The following is a 21,781-nucleotide window of genomic DNA, read 5'->3' on the forward strand; positions in this document are numbered from 1 at the left end:
TATTTGTACGAGCTTGTTCGACACGCCTTTACCAGAAGAATGCTGCGCCTAACGCAAAGCCACCAATCGCAGCAAGGGCAACGGGAATAACTGGTGATTGATAGCCATAATAATTTGGATTATAGCCATATCTATTCCCTTGCTGAATATACACATTATGCTGGTCTACATTGACGATTTTACCTGAAAACGTATTACCTTGAATATCAGTGATATTTGCATGTCTTCCATGATTCTGACAACATAGCGAATAATAGTAGTCTCGATTCATTTTTTCTAACCTCCTTTATACTACCTTATGGAAGATGTAAAGACATGCTTGTATACCTATCTCGATTAACTAGTATCTTCTTACATGAAAAATAAATAGAGACTATTCCAGAAAGGATAAAACCGTTTCCTGAATGAATGAGCGAGCTCACGAATATTCCGCTTATTATTCGATTAATTTGTGACTGGCTTGTTCGTTCGGTCGAATCATATCTAGGGATCGCTCCTCCCTTTCACCCTTCGCATGCTTTTATTTTATTTGCTTTGCGTCAAAGTGCTGTGTGTATTATGCATCAAACGAGGGGGCTGTTGCTTCACACCGGCCTTCTTCATATGCGTCAAGCATATTCCTCTGCATCAAATCCAAGGCTGTTTGCGTCCTTAAGGCCCTCTTATGGGTCAAACACATCTTTCTTGGCATCACGTTGCCTTTCATTTGAGTCCATTAGCTCGATTTTTATTAGTTGCTAATTGAACCAACTGTTAGTAAACAAACTAAAACTCTACCCATAACGCAGGACTATTCACAGACATAAAGATTATAGACTTGCTTCAACAATAAAAAAGCAGGTGCTGTAAAAAGACACCTGCTCACAAAAACTATTTTTTAGAATTTCTCTTCACTATTTCTTCAAGTAATCCTAAAAGCTCTTCTTTAGACATGTTAGATGCCGTATCGGAGTGCTTCTTTCCAGTTTGATCATACTCTTTTTGTTCTTGATCATCGTAGATACTTCCTTCATAAGGAATATCTTCGACGTCTTTCGGCATAGATTCCTCAAAGCTCTCGTCTGGAACTTCTGACGAGTCTTTATAGTACTCTTCCGTACTTGTTGCTGTTTCGATAAAGTGACGTTTTTCTTCCTGCTCTTTTGACGTACGCTCTTCTAATAAGTACGCCGGAACAATTTGTCCATCTGGTGTCACATATTTTTTATTCAAGTTACGTGTGTCTCGGTCAAAGAAGCTATACACAACTGGAATTAAAAATAGTGTTAAGAAGGTTGCACTGATCATACCGCCAATAACGGTTATAGCTAGAGGCTGCTGTATTTCAGATCCTTCTCCAATTCCAAGAGCTAATGGTACGAGAGCCAAAATAGTTGTAGATGCTGTCATAAATATTGGACGAGCACGATCTTTTACTCCCTCAATGATTGCATCATAACTCTTTAAACCACTCTCTTTACGCTTATTAATGTAATCCACGAGAACAATAGCGTTATTTACTACAATCCCCACCAGTACAATGAAGCCTATAAAGGCCGTCACACTAATCGGTGTTTGCGTAACTGTCAAACCAATTGTTACACCAATGATAACAAGAGGTACTGTAAACATAATGACAAATGGATACTTAAGTGACTCAAACTGTGCTGCTAATACGAAGTAGACAAACACAACTGCCAATATAAGAGCTAGTGTAAGATCTCCAATAGCATCGTTTAAAAGCTGTTGATCTCCTGTTAGAGATACTGTCGCTTCATCTGGAACGTCGACGCGATCAATGGCATCTGTAACAAGTGTGTCGATTTCTCCTAGGTTAAAATCTGAGCGATACGTGAGAGAAAATTGGATCGACTCTTCTTGGTTGATTCGATTGATTGTTTCAGGACTAGTGCCCTCTTCTAAAGTAGCAACATCCGAAAGTGGAATAAACGTTCCATCTCCTGCTCGAATGAGCAACTCTTCAAGCGCAGTAGAAGTATCAATAAACTCATCTTGGTAGCGAACATTTACTTCATAAATGTCGTTTTCCTCTGTCACCACTTGAGTGGCAAGCGCCCCTCTTGTCTTCGTATCAACAGAGTCTGCAATTTGAGCTGGAGTGAGACCAACATCACGAGCCGCTTCACTATCTACTAAAATCTGCAGTTCTGGAATTGTTTCTTCAAACGAGTTTGATACTTCCGTAAACTCATTCATTGAATCAAATTCTGCAAGTAGTTCATCAGCTGTCTCTTGCAGTCTTACTGGGTTAGGGTCACTTAAATCAAAGCTATACGTATTAGGCTCCCCACCAAAGGATGCATCAATGGAAATACTTACGTCAGCATCTGGTGCTGCTCTCTCAGCATCACGTCTAATCGTCTCTGCAAAATCAGCAGTAGAGGCATTTCGTTCTGAAACAGGAACTAATGTAACATAAATGACTGCTTCATTACCGACCGAATTCTGTCCCATTGGACCATCTTGTCCACTTGAACCAGTAACACTTGTATAATTATCAATTTCCGCTCGTCCATCTAAAATCTCTTCAATTTCCTGAACATCTGTAAATGTATCGTCTAATGGCGTACCTGTCTCGTTCTCTACGTTAATCGTAAAGAAGCTTTCGTCAGAGGCAGGTAGGAACTCTGTACCGACCGTCGTAATTCCAACTCCACCAGCTATTAATAGACCTAGTGTAGTTAAGAAAATGACAATACGATTCTTTAACGACCATCTAGTAGAACGGTCAAAGAAACGAATAAAGGAAGAGTCTCTCCGCTTAGCTTCTTCGTTCTCTTTAGGTCGCTTCAGCCATCTGCTTGCGATCATCGGTACAACTGTTAAAGCTACTAATAAAGAAGCTAATAAACTAAATGCAACGGTTAAAGCAAATTCTCTAAAGAGGTTACCGACGATCCCGCTTATGAATACAACCGGTAAAAATACAGATACCGTGGTTAATGTACTCGCAGTAATCGCACCAGCAACTTCTTTGGCTCCATCTGCCGCTGCTTCTTTTGGTGATTTTTTCATAGCCAAGTGTCTATATATATTTTCGATAACTACGATGGAGTTATCAACAAGCATCCCGATCCCGAGCGCTAGTCCACCGAGAGTCATGATATTAAGGGAGAAGTTTGTAAAGAATAACAAAACAAACGTCACAATGACACTAAACGGTATGGCAATACCTATTAATAAAGGAGTTTTAAAGCTTCTTAAGAAAAGGAATAGCACGGCCATCGCGATTAGTCCCCCACCTACTAATGCTAGGGAAACATTTTGAATCGCTGAATCGATAAATTCGCCTTGATTAAACAATACAGCAGAATCGATCGAGCTATAGGTGGACTCTTCAAGGAGCTCATCTAATTCCGCGATGAAATCTCTCGATACTTGAGCAGTATTTGCATCCGCCTGTTGTTGTACGCTAAGTAAAATCGCATCGTCTTGATTCGTTCTGGTGATAACATCTGATGGCTCAGGTCCGATCGCAACATCAGCTACGTCATCAATGGTAGTCGTTTCTCCAGTCTCTGGGTCACTGGCTAGAACGATCGTTTGTATGTCTTCTACACTAACCATATCAAAAAGAACTCGCGTGCTAATCTCACGATTGTTCTCGTCAGAAACAACTCCTCCTGGAGCAGTGACATTATTAGCTTGGATGGCTTGGACAATATCTGCTTGATCTAGTCCATTCTCTTCAAGTAACTCTTGATTGAGTGATACTTCAATCTCATCAACAGCATCTCCTAGAAGATCAATACTTGCTACCCCATCGATTCGGAGTAGTTGTTGCTCCATCTGTTGTACGAGATTATCTAAGTTCGTATCATCTAACGTTGATAGAGATAGTTGAATAATTGGGAATTGCGATGGATCAAACTTCAAAAACTGTGGCGTACCCGCTCCCTGAGCAAGGGGTGTTTGATTCATTGCAGTGATAATATCGTTCTCCACATCATCAATGGAGGTCGTCCATGAGAACTCCAGAATGGTAAGTGAAGAACCCTCCATAGAGATGGTGCTAATATTGTTTAGACCAGATATCGTAGAAAGGCTATTCTCCATCGGTCTAGACACTCCGTCAACGACTTCTTGAGGTGAGGCATTATCGTAGCTTGTGACTACCGCAGCAATTGGTGCATCGATATCCGGAATAAGTTTGAGTGGTATATTGGTGAGCGAGACCACTCCTAAAAGTAAAAATAGCGCCATCGTTACTAATGTAAAAATTGGCCGTTTAATCGAAAAGTTAGTTAGATTCATGACGGTCTCCCTCCTCCTGATGGTTCAAAATAATGGTGCGAAGTTTTTCTAATGCTTCGCATATGGATGTTATATCTTGGTTTGGTAGCTTTGCGAAATAGTCGGAGAAGATCGTTTGTCTTCGCTCAAGCATCCTAGATATAGTCGATACTCCCTCCTCGTCAAGAGTTAAAATTGTATTACGACGATTTTGAGGATCAACTTCACGTTTAAGTAAACCTTGTTGCTCTAGTTTTGCAGCCATTTGGCTTACTGCACTTGCTGATAAGTTCATGTAGTGTGCTAATTCCTTCACATGTTTAAGATCTTTTGCATGTAACAAATAAAGCAGTAGCTGTTGATTAGGCGACAAATTATTTTCTGGTTGATGTCCAAATCGATGTGTTAACGTAAGACTAATGTCGATGATCTGCTGCTGTATTTGCTCCAACTGGTCCTCTTTTTTCATTCTTCACCTCATTGATCATTTAGTTTTTAAACTATTAACTTTCTTAACTATATTCGTTTTGTGACAGTATAGTCAAAAATTAAGAAGCTTGAAACGAATCTTTTTTTCTCCTTGTCAATATTTGTTCACAATTAATTATAAAAGAGCACTGTGAGAAGTTCACAGTGCTCTTTCGCAATACGTTAACAGGATATTAAATCTGTAATCATTAGAGAAGTACAACTGCTAAAATGAGAGATGCTACTCCTCCTACAAGCAGTTGAATAGATGCAAGATTCGGCTTTTTTTCGACTGTTCGGATGATAAAAAAGTAAATTCCAAGCATGACAGCCATAAATAAAATACCTTCTACCATTGAATTGATCAGCGTGTAATTAGTTTGTTGTACGTAGACCGGATAATTAACAAGAATGGAGATGGACCACCCAATAAATATACTTAGTCCAATCCAAAAAATTAATCGTTTCATCATAGCCTCCTGTAAATAATTTCAGCTTCAACGTTAGATGCTTTTAAAGCGAGATAACGTGTTTTGATCATATCGAAGTATATCCTGAATGTAAAGTATTGCTATGTAGACTAGCTATGCAAGTAACAACTGAGGGTTTTTCGCCTCTAAGTATGCTTTCACACGTTCAGCTACTAACGGCTTGCTATATAAATATCCCTGCATTTCATCACAGTGTCTTTCTGTTAAAAAAGGAAGGGTGTCTATATTCTCTACCCCTTCAGCGACCACTTTCATCTTCATATTGTGAGCTAATTGAATGATCGATGTTACGATTGCTTGGTCTTTTTTATTTATGATGACTTCTTTAATAAAGGACTTATCAATTTTTAACGTATCGACTGGGAATTGTCGTAAGTAGCTAAGGGAGCTATAGCCCGTTCCAAAATCATCTATAGAAATGCAAATTCCTTCTTCCTTTAATCGGTGCAACGTTCTAATGCACTCTGAGCGATTATAGAGTAAATCATTCTCTGTAATTTCTAAATCTAAAAGTCTTGGCGCGAGGCCTACCTTTGAAATGGTTTGCTTCACTTTATTGACGAAATCAGGTCGCTGGAACTGCTGTGGGGATATGTTAACGCCCATTCTTAGTTCGAGTCCTTCTTCCGACCATTTCTTTGCCTGTAAACAAGCTTCTTCCAAGACCCAGTCACCTAAATGAATGATTAGTCCAGTCTCTTCGGCTATAGGAATAAATGTTAAGGGAGAAACGTGTCCTAACTCTTCATCTTCCCACCTAAGTAGAGCTTCTACTCCAATGACTCGCTGTTTAATTAGATCAAGCTGAGGTTGATAGACAAGTGTAAACAATTTTTTTCGTACAGCGCGACGCAACCTTTTTTCAATTTTTAACTTTTCATCATACTTCGTTCTCAATCCTGATTTAAATTGTTGTGCACCATTTTTACCTTGTTCCTTTGCAAACTGCATTGCCTGTTCGGCTTGTTGGATAAGCATTTCTTTTGTATCTGAGTGAGTCGGAAAGACTGAGATCCCTATTGATGCTGTGACAAACAATTCTTGTTCCGCAATGACAAACATGGATTTGAACCTACTAAGAAGTCTATCCGTGAGACGCCTAGCTGCGCCATCAAGTTTGATTTTTTGTAAGAGAATAATAAATTCGTCTCCTCCGTAGCGGTAAACATCGGTAAAGGCGTTCTCAAACTTTTGTAGCTCTCTAGATATTTCTAAAATTAACTTATCACCTGTATAATGCCCTAACGTGTCGTTATAATATTTAAATCGGTCGAGATCAATATACATAACAGCAAAAGGATTGTCGTTCTTGATTAAGCTTTCTATATCGTGCTCCAATTGCAATCTGTTACGAAGTCCTGTCAGAACGTCTACTTTGACAAGCTCTTCTATAGTTTCTTGAGCTTTCATCAATCCTGAAACGTCATGATGAGTAATTATGCGGTAAGATATATCTTTTAATTGAAGTGGAAACACTTTCGTTTCAAAAGTTATTTGATTGGAATTAAAAGAATGAATAGCTAGAGCCATTTCTGATGAGTTGTCATTAATGAAATGCTCGACTTGATCGATCTGCTCCATTGACATATCATCACTTAATAAATTCATGTACGAATAGTCTACTAAATCACTTGGTTTAGCTTGCATTTTAGTTGCATAGCTTTCACTACAAAACACTATTTCATCAAGCTGATTTATTACAAGTATAGACGAAATTGATTCAAGCATAGTTAAGAATGTATAAAGAGTAGAGATTTCTTCATTATGTACTTGATCTATGAGCCATTCCTCTAAAGATGTATTTTTCCTATTCATTTACTTGCCTCCCACACCACCAAAGTATCCATTTCATATCCGACAAATAGTATAAAGTCCCTAAATAAACAATTAACCACTAATAAATATCTAATTATCCATCGCTTTAATTAGTCTTTTGATCTAATTCTATATTACCATACTAGCTTTAGCTTTTTATATTAATTATTTGTACTTTTAATATATGGTTTTTTAGGGAACCCTTAAGTGAGTAGAATAATCTATACAAAGGAGTGAAAGGCTGATGGAATGGAGTTCTTTAGAAGACGGCGCAATTGAAGCAGGCTACGATGAGATGTTACATCAGTTACACATAAAAAAAACAGGAGACTACTACATTTATTACGAAGTAGAAAAAAATGATTTTATTGCTTTATTAGAATCTTCGAGTCCTTCTTCGTATTTAAAAGATACGATTGCATCTAAATACGAAGCTAATCTAGCGTGATGTCCGCGTATCAAGTACAAAGTCCTCCATATAACGGACATGTAAATCCTTGTAAAAGGCTAGTCGAATGGACGAGTCGTCAGTTACAATATATGAGGATAAGAACAGAGTAAATTCGTTTAGGAGGGCTTTCTATGAAGATTGGGGTACCTAGAGAAATTAAAAATAATGAGAATCGAGTGGCACTTACTCCAGCGGGGGTAATGACATTAACGCAGGACGGACACCAAGTTGTAGTTGAAACGGATGCTGGACTCGGTAGCGGTTTTACAAATGAAGATTATACTTTTGCTGGTGCATCCATCGGAACGAGTGCTGCTGAAGTGTGGCAGGACTCTGAGATGGTTATGAAGGTAAAAGAACCATTAGAATCAGAATTTGCCTATTTTCGACCTGGTTTAATCCTATTCACTTATTTACACCTGGCCGCTGAGCCTGCATTAGCAAAAGCATTAACGGATAATAACGTAACTGCTATTGCATACGAAACTGTAGAAGTAAATCGTACATTACCTCTTCTTACTCCTATGAGTGAGGTAGCGGGAAGAATGGCATCTCAAATTGGCGCTCAGTTTTTAGAGAAGCCGAAAGGTGGAAGTGGCGTCTTACTCTCTGGTATTCCAGGAGTGTCTAGAGGGAAAGTAACCGTTATAGGAGGTGGCGTCGTAGGTACAAATGCTGCTAAGATTGCAATGGGTCTTGGAGCTGATGTAACGATTATCGATTTAAGTCCAGATCGCCTTCGACAGATTGATGATATGTTTGGGAACGCCATTAATACATTAATGTCTAACCCACTTAATATTGATTACGCAGTGGCTCAATCTGACTTATTAATTGGTGCTGTATTAATTCCTGGTGCAAAGGCTCCTAAATTAGTCACCGAAGAAATGATCAAAAAGATGAAGCCAGGCTCCGTTGTCGTTGACGTAGCAATCGATCAAGGTGGAATAATTGAGACTGTAGATCGAATTACGACTCACGATGCACCTACGTATGTGAAGCATGATGTTGTTCACTATGCAGTTGCAAACATGCCAGGGGCTGTACCTAGAACCTCTACTATCGGATTAACAAATGTAACAGTTCCATATGCCCTTCAGATCGCGAATCTTGGCGTGGAACTTGCTGTTGAACGTATTCCTGCATTACTTAAGGGCGTTAATACTGCGAACGGTTTTATTACGTATGAAGCAGTTGCTAGAGATCTAGGATATTCGTACAAGCCTGTTGAAGAAGCATTGACGATTACACACTAAAGTAGCTGAAAAGAGCCTATTCGCTAATTAGCAGAATGGTACCGACCCCCGAAAGTTAGAGTAGATAATCTAACTTTCGGGGGTGTTTTTATGGCCAAATATAGTGAAGAATTTAAAATGAAACTTGTTAGCGAATATTTGAATGGAAATCTCGGGTATAAATTATTAGCTAAAAAGTATAATATGCCCTCTCGAACTCCACTACAAAATTGGGTAAGATCCTATAAAACGCAAGGGGTTGAAGGATTAAAACGAAGAAGAACGAATGAGGCGTACTCTGTTCAATTTAAAGTGGATACGATACAATTTATGCTTGAGACAGGTGCTTCTTTTCAGGAAACTGCTGAACAATTTAGATTGAATAATCCTGCTTTAATTTACAGTTGGATGAAAACATTTAATGAACAAGGATTAGGAGGCCTGAAACCAAGATCAAAGGAGCGACCTTCTATGTCTAAAAACAGTAATAAATCAAAGGGAAAAGAAGAGAAGAAGTTAACACGTGAAGACGAACTAGAACGCGAGAATGAACTGTTGCGGCTAGAAAATGCCTACCTAAAAAAGTTGAGAGCTTTTCGAGAGAATCCGAATGCCTTCCACGAAAAGCACAAGCAACAGTGGCGTTCGAACTCAAAGAAGAAGGATACCGATTAAAAGATATTCTAGTTATTGTAGGTATTCCAGAATCAACCTACCACTATCATGTGAAAAACTTTGGGAAAGAAGATCCGGATAGAGAACTAAAAGAAGTCATTACTGAGCTGTTTAAGGCGTTTCATGAACGTTATGGTTATAAACGCATTACCAAGGAATTAAAGAAATCAGCCTGGTGTATTAATCACAAAAAAGTGTATCGACTTATGAGGGAATTAGGGTTAAAATGCGTAAAGTTTATGAGGAAGTCTCGTAGATACAATTCTTATAAGGGTAAGGTTGGAAAGGTAGCGAAGAATCGACTGTCCCGCCGATTTAGCACGCCTATTCCTTTTCAGAAATTAGTAACCGACATTACAGAATTCAAATGTCTAGGAGAAGAGAAATTGTACTTAAATCCACTCCTTGATCTTTACAATGGGGAAATTATCGCGTTTGGTATCAAGAAACGTCCAACATTAGATCTTGTCATGGAACCTTTAAAAGAAACAATAGAAGTACTAGGAGCTCAGGCAACCTATCGTACGACTATCCACTCCGATCAAGGCTGGCATTATCAGCACAACCAATGGGTGAGGACATTAAAAGAAAATAAAGTATTTCAAAGCATGTCACGTAAAGCAACCTGCGCAGACAATGCTTCAATAGAGAATTTCTTTGGTATATTAAAACAAGAAATGTATTATGGAGAAAAATTAGTGAGCTACGAAGAATTAAAAAGGCAGATTGAAGAATATATTTACTGGTACAACCATATACGATCAAAAGAAAAATTGGCTGGTTTTAGTCCAGTCGAATACCGAACACAAACCAGCCAATTAGCTGCATAATAAAAACTCTAACTTTTAGGGGTAGCCACCAATAGGCTCTTTTTTATTCTATTTCATCATCTAAATCCTTCATAAGTAAGGAAAGACGAAATTCATTGATATGAGTGAGCGTTGATACGCTCCTAATTGGGATTTGAACCTTGTCTAAAAGCGGAGATATCCATGCCTCTGATCTAGGGTCTTGAATAATGACTTCTCTAGGAAGTTGCCCATTCTTTATACACCAATTAGCAAACATGTGTTGAAGTTTTTTGGGTCCAGCTTTCCGGGTACTAATATCGTGCTCAATAATCTCTCCTGATTCGTGATCGATTATAACTGTAAATACAGGGAATACAGCGTCGAACCCTTCCTGTAACGGAGTATGATGATAAAACATCTCGACTTGCACAGACTCATTTGCTCGAGGAAATTTTTTCAACCGTTGTAAATGCACTTCATTAATATATAATGGACTAGCTTCCTCGTAAGCAATCTCCCCACGCCATTTCTCATCTAGCTCTCGTAACGAATAAAAGGGTTCTTCTCCTGACACAAACCACTTACCATCTCTATTTTTAGAAACGATCGGAACGTACTGGCTGCTTTTAATTTGTTTACCTAACTGCATGAGGGCTTCCAAAATAGCACATAGACGCTTAATTTGCTCGACTGTTGGGTACTCATGTAGCTCACCGAATGCAAACATTTGTACACCAGGATAATGCTCATCTGTTAGAAGCTTCACTTTATCAAAGTAATCGAGAAGGATAAAATCAAACTGATTTAATAGCGATACATCTGTAAAAGTGGCGATACATCCAGTGACATCACCGGGTTCGAATGGAAAGAATTGATTTCGAAACATCTTTTCAAACAGACGTTTACCGGCGATGCCTTCATAGGCTGCAAGTCCATAGGTCTCATGCTCCTTACCTAACACGGAGACATACCAGCGCTCTCGCTTTGAAAGCTTTACACAGATCACATCGTTACCACTTAATCGACTCCAAAGCGCTTCTTTATAGTAATTCTCCATAAGGGCTACATACGTACGAAACAGATCTTCGTTATCATGGATCATGGTAACAACGTGTTGCACAAAGCGATTATGCTCTCCCTCTAATTCAAGAAGCTCTTGGATTTCGCCATTAACTTTAGAGATGATCATTGTAGATGGAGGCTCTATTTCTGCCACCCATTCCCTTCGTTCACGCATTGCCTCCATGCTTTGTGAAAATTCCTCTTCTTGAGGAGCTAGCCTTTTAGCTCCGGTGCATTGAATAAGTTCCTCCGTATCCGAATCTTCTGCATGTTCCTGTTTCATTGTAAGTTGAATCGACGTGTGTTCTTCATCTCCGTAAAGGAGAGTAATACTTTTCGTTTTGCCATTGAAAATATCTTGCAATTGTTTCTCCGCATCTTCACTCTCTAACGGAATAACGTTTCCGTTCTTCTCTTCCCAAGAGGCTTCAAGTTCTTTATTCCATTCAAAAGATCGCAATATAGCATAAGCAATCATCCGGAGCGTAATGTCCCCTCTAATTTTAAACCTGCGCCATACAGGTGGACGAACTTTTTTTAACTCTACTTTTACCGTATAAACCCGCATGCGTTCTCCCCTTTTATATCAAAATTAATTCATATAATTAGCAAAAAAGATGCCCCTTCCGTCATTTTTGACAGTTGAAGCACCTTTCAAGCTTTCAATTAATTCACAAAGTATCCGAAATAAATAACCACTACAACAGCAATGATAAATTGAATCCAAAAAAGTTGCTTCGTTTTTGGAGTTAATGTTCCTTTAGCTGTCCGTGATGCTAATAGTTCCATCGTGAATATTAACCAAAATGCTAATATTCCTTTTACAATGCTTCCCCACCACGTGTTCATTATAATCATCGTAATACCTGTTCCAAGCAATAGTAAATAAAGTAAACGAAGAATCATATGTACGATTTTACCTGGCTTTTGCTTTCCACGATTATACAAGGTCATCGCAACGAAAAAGCTAATGACTGCTAAAAGCCAAAATAGTGAATGTGAATGCAGGAAAATGGCATAATTCATATATTCCCCTCCCTCAAAGTTTTCTACACCATAAAAAGTATATAGGAAAAAGGGTTAGGAAGCAAAGTATCTTATCGAACATGGATAAAATCTTTTATACTAACGGCACGCATCATATATCCGACATTTCTAACCGTCTTTATATACAGAGGATTCCGATTATTCGGCTCAATCTTTTGTCTAATTCGACTTACAAAAACATCAATAATGCGCTCATCCATCTCCCGATCCTGCGTATTCCATTTCGCTAAAAGCTGTGATCTCGTAAAGGCTTTATCTTGATTCGTCATAAAGACAAGCAACAGTTCATATTCTTTCCTTGTGACTTCAACCCATTCGGAATCTTTATATAGTGCATACTGGCTAGGATCAAGCGTTAAATTTCCATTTTGAATGACTACAGAAGCAAATGTTGATTTATCAACTTTAAGTTGCTTCGTATAAATAGTGCCACGCCTGATAGTCGATTTCATCCTAGCAACTAACTCTTTTGTTCGAACAGGCTTTACCATGTAATCATCCGCACCAAGCTCGAGGCCAACGACGGCCTCGAGCTCATTTTGTTGCTCCGTTAGTAGTATAAACGGAACCCAATTATTATCGGCATTACGTAGATTACGGCAAAGCTCGATTCCGGTTGTATCATCTAACTCCATAGACGCAACTATTCCATCAGGCTGCAGGTGTTTAAGTACACGTAGTGCCTCTGAACTTTTATTAACAGACCACACGTCGAACCCCTGTTTTTCAAAGCCTGCTTGGATAGTATTGCGAATATCTTGATTTGGCTCCACGATCAGGATTGAAGAAGTTGAAGATGTTGTTGTATTCATCCTACCATGCATCCTTTATCAGCTAGTTTAGATCAAACCTTTGCCCATTAACTTCGTAAATAATCCATTCTGCAATATTTGTTCCGTAATCTGCAATTCTTTCTAGGTAGCGTGCGATAAACGCTAGCTGGGTCACTTGCTCAATACAGTCAGGATTCGTTGAATTTGATTCAAAAAGTTGCTTTACAAACTCACCATACATTCGATCAATCTCATCGTCTAACTGAGCAATGTGCTGAGCCGCTAATACGTTTGATGTTTGGAACGCTGTTAACACTTGTTCGAGCATCGAGCCTACTTTTTGAGACATTGCATATAGCGTACTACGATTCTCCGTAAGTAAGTTCGTTTGCTTCATATGCAAAGCTGCTTTACCCATATCGACTGTGAGATCTCCGATACGCTCTAAATCACTTGAGACTTTTAAGCTTACAATGACTTTGCGTAAATCAGACGCTACAGGCTGCTGCTTTGCAATCATAAGCGTGACCTTCTCGTTTATATCAAGCTCAATGCGGTTAATCTCTTCATCCTGCTCGATAATATCTTGTATGGCTGGAAAGTTTTTATCGAGAATTAACGCATTCGTTTCTTTGTAAAATTCCTGAACTCGCTCGCCTAAAAAACGAATCTCATCCTTCAAATCCTTTAGCTCTGTCAAAAAGGCTTCTCTCATAACCATTCGATTATCCCTTACCCGAAGCGTCCAGTGATATAGTCTTCCGTACGCTTATCACTTGGATTGGAGAAAATTTTGTCTGTAGCATCGAATTCTACTACTTCACCGTTTAAGAAGAATGCTGTTTTATCAGAAATACGAGCAGCCTGTTGCATGTTGTGTGTCACGATCATGATCGAGTAGTTAGACTTTAATTCTTGTACGAGTTCTTCTACCTTTAACGTAGATTTAGGATCCAAAGCAGAAGTTGGCTCGTCCATTAGGATAACGTCTGGCTCAATCGCTAACGCTCTTGCAATACAAAGACGTTGCTGCTGACCACCAGAAAGTCCGTAAGCATTCTCGTGCAGGCGATCTTTTACTTCATCCCAAATAGCTGCCCCACGTAAGCTTTTCTCTACGATTTCGTTTAATGTCTTTTTATCGCGAATGCCATGGATTTTTGGTCCGTATGCGACATTCTCGAAAATAGACTTTGGAAATGGATTTGGCTTTTGGAATACCATCCCTACACGTGTACGAAGTTCTTCTACTCGGTATGAACGATCAAAAATGTTTTTGTCACGGTAAATGATTTCCCCTGTTATCTTCACTTCCGGAACTAATTCAACCATTCTGTTTAATGTCTTAATGTACGTTGATTTCCCGCAACCAGATGGTCCGATAATCGCAGTTACTTCGTTCTCATGAACTTCAAGCTTAATGTCCTTTAGCGCATGCGTATTGCCGTACCAAAGGTTAAGGCCACGAGTATCATAGACGACTTTTTTGTCTTGTACTGGCGCTTCTGCTACCTGTTCATTTCTCTCTTGTCTTACCTCTAGTGAAACTGATTTAACCATTATTTTCATCCCCTTAATAAAAATTAATAACGCTTTTGGAACTTATTACGAATGATGATCGCAACCGAGTTCATTAAGAAAAGAATCACGAGTAACACAACAATTGTTGCAGCAGCAAGGTTTGCATATTCTGCGGTTAATACGGAGTCAACTGTCCAGTAATACACTTGTACTGGAAGTGCAGTAAAACTGTCCGTGAGATTCGTTGGCACTGGAATTAACAAGGCTGGAATTCCGAGTGCAATAAGTGGAGCAGTTTCTCCAATCGCTCTTGAAAGCGCTAGGATCGCTCCAGTTAAGATACCTGGTAGTGATGTCGGCAATACAACATTTTTAACTGTTTGCCACTTTGTAGCACCCATTCCAAGGGATGCTTCACGTAAATGACTTGGCACCGCACGAATAGCTTCTTGAGCAGCTACTACGACAATGGGTAATACAAGTAGGGACATGGTTAATCCCCCCGCTAGTACACCATTGCCAAGACCTAACGTACGAGCAAAAACGGTTAAACCTAAGAGACCGAATACGATAGATGGGACACCTGCTAAGTTAGAGATGTTCGTTTGGATAAAGGAGTGAACCTTCCCCTTCTTTGCGTATTCTTCAAGATAAATGGCTGTTAAAACTCCAAGTGTCATTGTCACTGGTCCAACAATAATCATGAGCCAAACGGTACCAACTATTGCGCCGCGAATTCCTGCGCGCTCCGCACTAGTTGAAAGTAAACCTGTTAAGAAGTCGCTCGTTAAAAATCCCCAGCTATCAACGATAACGTCTGATAATAAAACAGCTAATACGACTAATCCAAATAGAGTTGATGCTAAAAACACATACTTTAACGCTTTATTGAGTAAGAGGCGCTTCTCCATGCGTTCCTTTACTCGTTCAAGATTGATATATTCAGTTGCCATTAATATACCTCCCTGTATCTCTTCGTAATATAACGTGCGAGCATATTCATCGCTAACGTGAAGACGAATAATGTGAAGGCAACAGCGTATAGACTATAGTAAATCGTCGTACCTGCACCTGCATCACCACTCGTTACCTCGACGATATAAGCGGTCATCGTCTGCATAGACTGGGTGACATCCCACGTTAAATTTTTGTTACTTCCACTTGCAATCGTAACGATCATTGTCTCACCGATTGCTCGAGAAATACCAAGTACAAAGGAGGCAATTATTCCAGAAATTGCAGCAGGAATAACAACACGGAATGTAACTTCTAGCTTCGTTGCGCCCATTGCTAATGCACCTTCGCGCATCGCATTTGGTACAGAGGTCATCGCGTCCTCAGATAACGACGCTACCATTGGGATAATCATGATTCCCATTACAATACCTGGGCTCAAAATGTTTGTGCGCTCTAAAATCGGGAAGATTTCACGCAAAAACGGTGTTACAAACGTAAATGCAAAGAATCCATAAACGATTGTTGGGATTCCTGCTAAAACTTCTACCATTGGTTTAAGCGTTCGACGAACCTTTTCTGACGCATATTCGCTTAAGAAAATAGCAGTCGTTAAACCAACCGGTATTGCAACAAGCATGGCAATAAGTGAAGATAAAATTGTTGCAGATAATAATGGTAAAATACTAAACTGTGGATTACTTCTATTTAATGGTTGGAGCTCTGTACTAAAGAAAAATTCTCGAAACGAAATTTCGGAGAAAAATAGAACTGTTTCATAAATGAGCGTTCCAACGATTCCGACAGTTGTTAATACCGAGATAATAGCTGCCAAAAAGAGTCCAACTGGTACAGCTTTCTCAAGCTTGTGTCTACCACCTTTTTGGTTTTTTGCAATAAGATCTTTTACGCTAGACATTGTGCTGCCCCTTTCCTACGTTAAATAAACCCCCTGAGCGTAGCTCTAACTTACAAGTCGAAAGGATGAAAAGCGTTAGGCTCTTCACCCTCTGACAAGGAAGCTTTTTATTGCATAGACTGAAGCTGCTCTAACGCTTCGTCTTGTTCTTCTTGTGGTAATGGAGCGAATCCAGTTTCACCAGCAAATTCGTTAGCTGCACCAGAAAGAACATATGTTACAAAGTCCATCACTTCTGGCTTTTCGTTAGCTGCTGTAACACTAACGTTTGTGAATACAGGACGAGTGTAAGGACCGTATTCGCCATCTTCCGCGATTGTATCTAATGATGGTTCAACAGGACCTTCACCGAAGTCTACGCTTACTGCTTGCAGACGATCAGAGTTATTTACATAGTATCCAAATCCGAAGAATCCAAGTGAATTCTCATCTTCAGAGATAAGTTCTACTAGAGTTGAATATTCTTGCTGTAGGTTAATTGTGCTTGGTAGGTCTTGCTCTTCAATAATTTCATCTACGAAGAACTCATACGTACCGTGGTTTTCGTTAGGACCGTAGAAATTGATTTGCTCTTCTGGCCATTCAGGGTTTACGTCTGACCACATAACTTCGTCGTTGTCAGCGAAGTTACCAGATACGAATAGCGTTTCGATATCTTCTTGCGTCATTTCGCTTGCCCAGTCGTTATCAGGGTGAGTAACTAGTGTTAGACCATCTAACGCTACTTTTAATTCCATAGATTCAATTCCGTTAGCTTCTAGTTCTTCTAGCTCTTCATCGCGGATTTCACGAGATGCGTTTGAAAGATCAGTTTCACCGTTTACAAAACGTTGCATACCAGCAGAAGTTCCTGCGCGACTTACTTCTACGCTTACGCCTTGTTGCTCATTGATCATGTATTCTTCTGCAATACGAGCCATAAGAGGGTAAACTGTACCAGAACCATCGATTGCAATGCTTCCAGAAAGTTCTTCAGCCGCTGCGTCGTTGCCAGCATTATTAGGCTCTTCGTTCATGTTGTCAGCACCGTTGTCTGCGTTCATGTTGTCAGTTGCTTCGTTTGCTGCACCGTTGTTTGCAGGAGCGTTGTTAACTGCACCATTGTCTGCATCGTTGTTGCCACATGCTGCTAATGCCATAAGGCTTGCTGCTGCTGCGATTGATAAACTAAACTTTTTCACTGAAAAAATCCTCCTCAGAATTAAATCCCAATTTTTTTATCGGTCATTTCCCTGACCACAAGCTTGAGTATAAGTTTGATTTATTAAGGACAAATAAACCGAATGTAAATACTTTGTAAAGGTGTTTGGATACTTCGTCACATTACGTTCTTATATTACACAAAATCCTATGCCGCTCTAAGGATAAAGTCACGACCTACGAATTTACAAATAGGTCTAATTTTTTTTGATTTCGTGCTTCATTTATTTTGGAATTGGGTATTGGACGGACAAAAAGTGTTTTTCTCCTTATACAAATCAATGGAGATTTGTAAGTAACCGAATGATTTTTGGAGGTAATATAGAAGATTCACTCTGAGGAGGTTTATACATGGACGACGTTCAGGGGGACTCTCGAGCTTTATGAGCATGTTTATCTGCTTTACGTCAAGTGAAAGTCTGCATGCGTCTAATGAGAACGAGTTTGCATTAAATCAAACGATGAGTGCGTCACTTCGCCTGTTGGTTGAATCGACGATCAGTAAACAAATAAAACGCTCCATCTATATAAAAGCTATCACAGAAACGAAGGGGTTTAGACTTTCTTACCCAACAAAAAAACACCAGGTAGCCCTGATGCCAAAATGAAAGTATTAAAATCTCCATGTAAGTCCTGTACTAGCGATCGATACGTTCCCCTGATAGGCTTCCTCCGCTTCCACTTTTAACTGCTCTTTATTCCCAAAGTGAGGTAAATGCGTCACGACAAGCTCACTAACGCCTCCTAACTTAGCAAGTCTGCCTGCTTCCTCACTATTCATATGACCAAACGTTGCAGCTTCTTGTCCTTTATAAAAACTTGTTTCCGCGAGGAACAAGTCAGCACCTTTAATAAATTCAACCATAGTTTCATCAAAAACCATATCGGCAGAATAAACGATCGTAGCGTCCTTTGTCACAACCTTCATGGCATAGCACGGCGCAGGGTGATTCGTTTTGTAGAAAGAAATGTGAAAGGGACCCACTACCACTTTATCCGATTCTTTATATTCGGTTATCTCCATTGTATGATCACGATGATACGAGCCTAGTTGAGACTCCTCAGGCGCGAATAATTGAATAGCAGGTATGTTCTCCTTGAGAGCCTGCATCACCACTCGATTGTAGGAGAGCGCTCCAAGGTCCGCAATATGATCATAGTGATGATGACTAACTAGTACAGCGTCAATTGTCTCTGGGGCGGCGAACTGAGGTAGTTTGGCCATCGCTCCACTGCCGATGTCTAATAGAATGCGACATCCGTCTTTCTCGAGCAAATAGCAGCTGGTCGCCTCATCCTGTTCGGGGTAAGCACCCCAAAATCCAATAACTGTGAGTGTTGTCATAAGTGTAACCTCCTGATTCTATATGTAGAGATGATTGATTTTAGTTTGGTGCAAAGTTTCTCATTGTGGGGGTGAGCGTTGGTGGTTCGTTTGCGCGCCTGACTACCTCGTTTTCTCTTCCGCCTTCTCTTTGCACCTCCGACTACCTTATACGTCCCTCCGCTGCACTTGCTTGTTCCTCCCGCTACCTCACTTGACCCTTCTCCAATTATAAATCATATACAAAAAAAGCCGCACTGATTGCAATAAACAATCAATGCGGCTCATCTATTATGCTTCTTGTGCTACTGGGTATACAGATACTTGCTTACGGTCACGACCTACGCGCTCAAATTTCACAACGCCGTCGATCTTTGCGTATAGCGTATCGTCTCCACCTTTACCAACGTTAACTCCAGGATAGATACGAGTTCCACGCTGGCGAACTAGGATAGAACCACCAGTTACAGCCTGACCGTCTCCACGCTTTGTACCAAGGCGTTTTGAGATTGAGTCACGACCGTTCTTTGTACTACCTACTCCTTTTTTCTGTGCGAAAAACTGAAGATCTAGGTTTAAGAACATTGTCTTCACCTCCTGTATTATGGCGATGTAATCTTGATAAACTCGGCGTACTGAGCCTCCATCGTTTGAAAGGAGACGAGCATTGCGTCGAGTATTAGTTGAATTTTTTCGTACGTATTTGGATCAAGGCCATCCGGTATTCGGCAAGATAAATATCCGCCGTCACCTTCCATGTCAACCTCGAGCTCTGTATCACAAAGCACGGCGATGGCGTTTACTGATCCAAAGGATACAGCGGAAGCGCCTGCACATACTAAATCTTGTCCATAAGGACCTGATTCCGCATGTCCTGACATAGTGAACGAGTCAATCAAGCCTCTATCGTTACGATTGAAGGAAATTCGAATCATCCGCTACACCTTACGCATTGATCGATTCGATCGTTACTTTTGTGTATGGCTGACGGTGACCTTGCTTACGACGGTAGTTCTTCTTTGCCTTGTATTTGAAGACAGTAAGTTTCTTACCGCGACCTTGCTTTTCTACTTTAGCTGTTACAGTAGCACCATCAAGTAGTGGAGAACCAACCTTCGTCTCATCGCCACCTACTAGTAGTACTCGGTCAAATGTAACTGTATCTCCTTCAGTCACGTCTAATTTCTCAACGTAAACCTCTTGACCTTCAGTTACTTTAACTTGCTTTCCACCTGTTTCAATAATCGCGTACATGTGCGCACCTCCTTCTTATACTCAGACTCGCCATCCTAGGTGCATATTGCTATGCTTAAAACCTGTTCTGTGCGGTTACAGTTCTTTGGGCGCACCCAAATAACCAACATCAAAAATCATACCATAGTGCTATCCAAACTGTCAACGAGAATTGCCATCAATTTCAGCATGTGATCCCGTCTGTAAAATGCGGTAGTGATCACGATCATCCAGTTCTTTCACAACGATCCGCCTCGTCTCATCATGGGCTAGCAAAGATCCTTCAAATGCTTGCTTTAAGCGATTCGACATCCCGATGACAAGGACATCCTCATCAAGCTCCAGAAGCTCTTGCTCTAGTTGCCAAAGCTCCTCCTCCAAACGCCAAGGAATCTCCTCTCTCACACTCCGTGTCACCCGCTCCCAGATAGATGGACTCGTCTTTTTTCTCGTCATCTCCATTATACCAAGCGCCGTAAATCCAATGACATTTGTGATGGTACTGTCCGCTCGAAGCGCTTGACGCATCGCAGCGATGATTTTTTGTCGCTCCTTCTCATGCTTCATATCCACAAAATCAATCAAAATGATCCCTGAAAGATTTCGCTTCCTTAACTCACGAGCGACCTGCTCCGCCGCTTCTTTATTGACCTGAAACGCCGTCTCATTTAAATTTGTCTTTCCCGTAAACTTCGTGGAATTCACGTCAATGATCGTCATCGCTTCCGTTTGTTCAATTCGTAAAGAAGCACCGTTACGTAACCAAACATGCGACTGCAACGTTTTTTCTAACGCGCGTTGGAGCTCGTAAGTCTTCCACACCGACTGTCGTTGCCACGACACACGCTCATTCCCCCGCCACTTTTTAGCGAGAGCAGCATCGCTTGTGACAATCTCGACTTGCTCATCGCCTAAAAAATCACGCGCAACACGATGCTCGACGGACGACTCATCATACAAGATCGTTCCAGGCTTATGCTCGGTGGATAGCGCCTCATATTTGCCTCGAAGCTCCTTTATCTCCGTCTCAATCACCTCGTAGTCGACATTCTCCGCACTCGTCCGAAGGATCATCCCCTCCCCCTCTTGCATCAAAGGAGTAAGTGCCGCTCGCCACTCTTTACGCGTATCCTCACTCTGCATCTTTTTAGATATCGCCACATAGCCACCAAACGGCATATACACCGTATACACGCCAGGTAATTGAAGCAAGAGCGATAGCGTAGGCCCCTTCGTCCCCGCCGCCTCCTTCTTCACCTGAGCTAGCACATAGACCCCTACCTTTAAAACCGACGAAAGCGCAGGAGGCTCCTCCTCACCTAGCTTCGCCTCTTGATATTCACGTGTTTCCTTCACATTCAAATACCCATTCTGCTCGCCGCCAACATCGACAAATGCCGCATCCATCCCCTTTAGCACCTGATCTATCCGTCCAACGACAATCATGCCCTGGCGTAGCTCGTCCCGCTGATCAAACAGCCACTCCACCACGTTCCCGCCCTCTATAAGCGCTCCTCTATGCCCCACGGGCCCCTTATCCAACACTACCTGCATCACTAAACATCCCCTTTTAACACACATCTCCCCTC

Annotated in this window: 23 protein-coding genes and 1 other annotated feature; of the genes, 5 read left to right on the forward strand and 18 right to left on the reverse strand. The window is 40.7% G+C overall.

Annotation, left to right across the window (positions count from 1 at the left end):
* Nucleotides 1-28 precede the first annotated feature (28 nt).
* The 5 genes from FLK61_RS12880 to FLK61_RS12900 form a co-directional block, all read right to left on the reverse strand.
* Nucleotides 29-271, reverse strand: a complete 243-nt coding sequence (locus FLK61_RS12880) for a hypothetical protein (protein WP_176009801.1) — start codon at nucleotides 269-271, stop codon at nucleotides 29-31.
* Between the two features lie 599 nt (nucleotides 272-870).
* Complete coding sequence (locus FLK61_RS12885) at nucleotides 871-4,254, reverse strand: efflux RND transporter permease subunit (protein WP_176009802.1); 3,384 nt, start codon at nucleotides 4,252-4,254, stop codon at nucleotides 871-873.
* Nucleotides 4,241-4,702 carry a MarR family winged helix-turn-helix transcriptional regulator gene (locus FLK61_RS12890; protein ID WP_176009803.1) on the reverse strand — a complete coding sequence of 154 codons (462 nt, stop codon included), beginning with the start codon at nucleotides 4,700-4,702 and terminating at the stop codon, nucleotides 4,241-4,243. The genes FLK61_RS12885 and FLK61_RS12890 overlap by 14 nt, the downstream gene beginning before the upstream one ends.
* A 208-nt stretch (nucleotides 4,703-4,910) precedes the next feature.
* Entirely contained in the window at nucleotides 4,911-5,174 is a 264-nt protein-coding gene (locus tag FLK61_RS12895; RefSeq protein ID WP_176009804.1) for a hypothetical protein, read from the reverse strand.
* Between the two features lie 111 nt (nucleotides 5,175-5,285).
* Nucleotides 5,286-7,007 carry a putative bifunctional diguanylate cyclase/phosphodiesterase gene (locus tag FLK61_RS12900; protein ID WP_176009805.1) on the reverse strand — a complete coding sequence of 574 codons (1,722 nt, stop codon included), beginning with the start codon at nucleotides 7,005-7,007 and terminating at the stop codon, nucleotides 5,286-5,288.
* 244 nt (nucleotides 7,008-7,251) lie between these two features.
* Here FLK61_RS12900 and FLK61_RS12905 point away from each other — a divergent pair, with 244 nt between their 5' ends.
* The 4 genes from FLK61_RS12905 to FLK61_RS12920 all read left to right on the forward strand — a co-directional run bounded on the left by FLK61_RS12905 (nucleotide 7,252) and on the right by FLK61_RS12920 (nucleotide 10,198).
* Complete coding sequence (locus FLK61_RS12905) at nucleotides 7,252-7,455, forward strand: KTSC domain-containing protein (RefSeq protein WP_176009806.1); 204 nt, start codon at nucleotides 7,252-7,254, stop codon at nucleotides 7,453-7,455.
* Nucleotides 7,456-7,589: 134 nt separating this feature from the next.
* Nucleotides 7,590-8,714: an alanine dehydrogenase gene (gene ald / locus FLK61_RS12910; RefSeq protein ID WP_176009807.1), complete on the forward strand. Its 1,125-nt coding sequence runs from the start codon at nucleotides 7,590-7,592 to the stop codon at nucleotides 8,712-8,714.
* A gap of 90 nt (nucleotides 8,715-8,804) precedes the next feature.
* The gene (locus tag FLK61_RS12915; RefSeq protein ID WP_176007880.1) at nucleotides 8,805-9,368 is read left to right on the forward strand and encodes a helix-turn-helix domain-containing protein; all 564 of its coding nucleotides are present in this window, start codon (nucleotides 8,805-8,807) and stop codon (nucleotides 9,366-9,368) included.
* Nucleotides 9,332-10,198 (forward strand): IS3 family transposase, encoded by an 867-nt coding sequence (locus FLK61_RS12920; RefSeq protein ID WP_176008054.1) that lies wholly within the window; start codon nucleotides 9,332-9,334, stop codon nucleotides 10,196-10,198. Before FLK61_RS12915 ends, FLK61_RS12920 begins: the two co-directional genes overlap by 37 nt.
* A 43-nt stretch (nucleotides 10,199-10,241) precedes the next feature.
* Here FLK61_RS12920 and FLK61_RS12925 read toward each other — a convergent pair whose 3' ends face one another.
* The 8 genes from FLK61_RS12925 to FLK61_RS12960 all read right to left on the reverse strand — a co-directional run bounded on the left by FLK61_RS12925 (nucleotide 10,242) and on the right by FLK61_RS12960 (nucleotide 17,616).
* On the reverse strand, nucleotides 10,242-11,789 hold the full coding sequence (locus tag FLK61_RS12925; protein ID WP_176009808.1) for a DUF6930 domain-containing protein: 1,548 nt from the start codon (nucleotides 11,787-11,789) through the stop codon (nucleotides 10,242-10,244).
* A gap of 98 nt (nucleotides 11,790-11,887) precedes the next feature.
* Nucleotides 11,888-12,247, reverse strand: coding sequence for a YisL family protein (locus tag FLK61_RS12930; RefSeq protein WP_176009809.1), 360 nt, complete (start codon nucleotides 12,245-12,247; stop codon nucleotides 11,888-11,890).
* Nucleotides 12,248-12,318: 71 nt separating this feature from the next.
* The gene (locus FLK61_RS12935; protein WP_176009810.1) at nucleotides 12,319-13,080 is read right to left on the reverse strand and encodes a response regulator transcription factor; all 762 of its coding nucleotides are present in this window, start codon (nucleotides 13,078-13,080) and stop codon (nucleotides 12,319-12,321) included.
* Between the two features lie 22 nt (nucleotides 13,081-13,102).
* Nucleotides 13,103-13,762 carry a phosphate signaling complex protein PhoU gene (gene phoU, locus FLK61_RS12940; protein WP_176009811.1) on the reverse strand — a complete coding sequence of 220 codons (660 nt, stop codon included), beginning with the start codon at nucleotides 13,760-13,762 and terminating at the stop codon, nucleotides 13,103-13,105.
* Nucleotides 13,763-13,773: 11 nt separating this feature from the next.
* Nucleotides 13,774-14,601, reverse strand: a complete 828-nt coding sequence (gene pstB, locus FLK61_RS12945) for a phosphate ABC transporter ATP-binding protein PstB (RefSeq protein ID WP_176009812.1) — start codon at nucleotides 14,599-14,601, stop codon at nucleotides 13,774-13,776.
* 23 nt (nucleotides 14,602-14,624) lie between these two features.
* Nucleotides 14,625-15,515, reverse strand: a complete 891-nt coding sequence (pstA, locus tag FLK61_RS12950) for a phosphate ABC transporter permease PstA (RefSeq protein ID WP_176009813.1) — start codon at nucleotides 15,513-15,515, stop codon at nucleotides 14,625-14,627.
* A complete protein-coding gene (gene pstC, locus FLK61_RS12955) occupies nucleotides 15,515-16,435 on the reverse strand; it encodes a phosphate ABC transporter permease subunit PstC (protein ID WP_176009814.1) in 921 nt (306 codons plus the stop codon). The genes pstA and pstC overlap by 1 nt, the downstream gene beginning before the upstream one ends.
* A 107-nt stretch (nucleotides 16,436-16,542) precedes the next feature.
* A complete protein-coding gene (locus FLK61_RS12960) occupies nucleotides 16,543-17,616 on the reverse strand; it encodes a PstS family phosphate ABC transporter substrate-binding protein (protein WP_249777596.1) in 1,074 nt (357 codons plus the stop codon).
* Between the two features lie 402 nt (nucleotides 17,617-18,018).
* On the opposite strand from FLK61_RS12960, the gene FLK61_RS12965 reads away from it, so the two are divergent.
* Nucleotides 18,019-18,243 carry a hypothetical protein gene (locus FLK61_RS12965; protein ID WP_176009815.1) on the forward strand — a complete coding sequence of 75 codons (225 nt, stop codon included), beginning with the start codon at nucleotides 18,019-18,021 and terminating at the stop codon, nucleotides 18,241-18,243.
* Nucleotides 18,244-18,248: 5 nt separating this feature from the next.
* Here FLK61_RS12965 and FLK61_RS12970 read toward each other — a convergent pair whose 3' ends face one another.
* The 5 genes from FLK61_RS12970 to FLK61_RS12990 form a co-directional block, all read right to left on the reverse strand.
* A complete protein-coding gene (locus FLK61_RS12970; protein ID WP_176009816.1) occupies nucleotides 18,249-18,980 on the reverse strand; it encodes an MBL fold metallo-hydrolase in 732 nt (243 codons plus the stop codon).
* A gap of 270 nt (nucleotides 18,981-19,250) precedes the next feature.
* Nucleotides 19,251-19,544 carry a 50S ribosomal protein L27 gene (gene rpmA / locus FLK61_RS12975; RefSeq protein WP_176009817.1) on the reverse strand — a complete coding sequence of 98 codons (294 nt, stop codon included), beginning with the start codon at nucleotides 19,542-19,544 and terminating at the stop codon, nucleotides 19,251-19,253.
* Nucleotides 19,545-19,561: 17 nt separating this feature from the next.
* The gene (locus FLK61_RS12980; protein ID WP_176009818.1) at nucleotides 19,562-19,894 is read right to left on the reverse strand and encodes a ribosomal-processing cysteine protease Prp; all 333 of its coding nucleotides are present in this window, start codon (nucleotides 19,892-19,894) and stop codon (nucleotides 19,562-19,564) included.
* Between the two features lie 10 nt (nucleotides 19,895-19,904).
* The gene (gene rplU / locus FLK61_RS12985) at nucleotides 19,905-20,213 is read right to left on the reverse strand and encodes a 50S ribosomal protein L21 (RefSeq protein WP_176009819.1); all 309 of its coding nucleotides are present in this window, start codon (nucleotides 20,211-20,213) and stop codon (nucleotides 19,905-19,907) included.
* A 13-nt stretch (nucleotides 20,214-20,226) separates the two neighbouring features.
* Nucleotides 20,227-20,300: a sequence feature (ribosomal protein L21 leader region), on the reverse strand.
* A 54-nt stretch (nucleotides 20,301-20,354) separates the two neighbouring features.
* Nucleotides 20,355-21,746, reverse strand: a complete 1,392-nt coding sequence (locus tag FLK61_RS12990; protein WP_176009820.1) for a ribonuclease E/G — start codon at nucleotides 21,744-21,746, stop codon at nucleotides 20,355-20,357.
* Between the last annotated feature and the right edge of the window lie 35 nt (nucleotides 21,747-21,781).

The organism is Paenalkalicoccus suaedae, from assembly GCF_006965545.2.
Taxonomy (GTDB): domain Bacteria; phylum Bacillota; class Bacilli; order Bacillales; family Salisediminibacteriaceae; genus Paenalkalicoccus; species Paenalkalicoccus suaedae.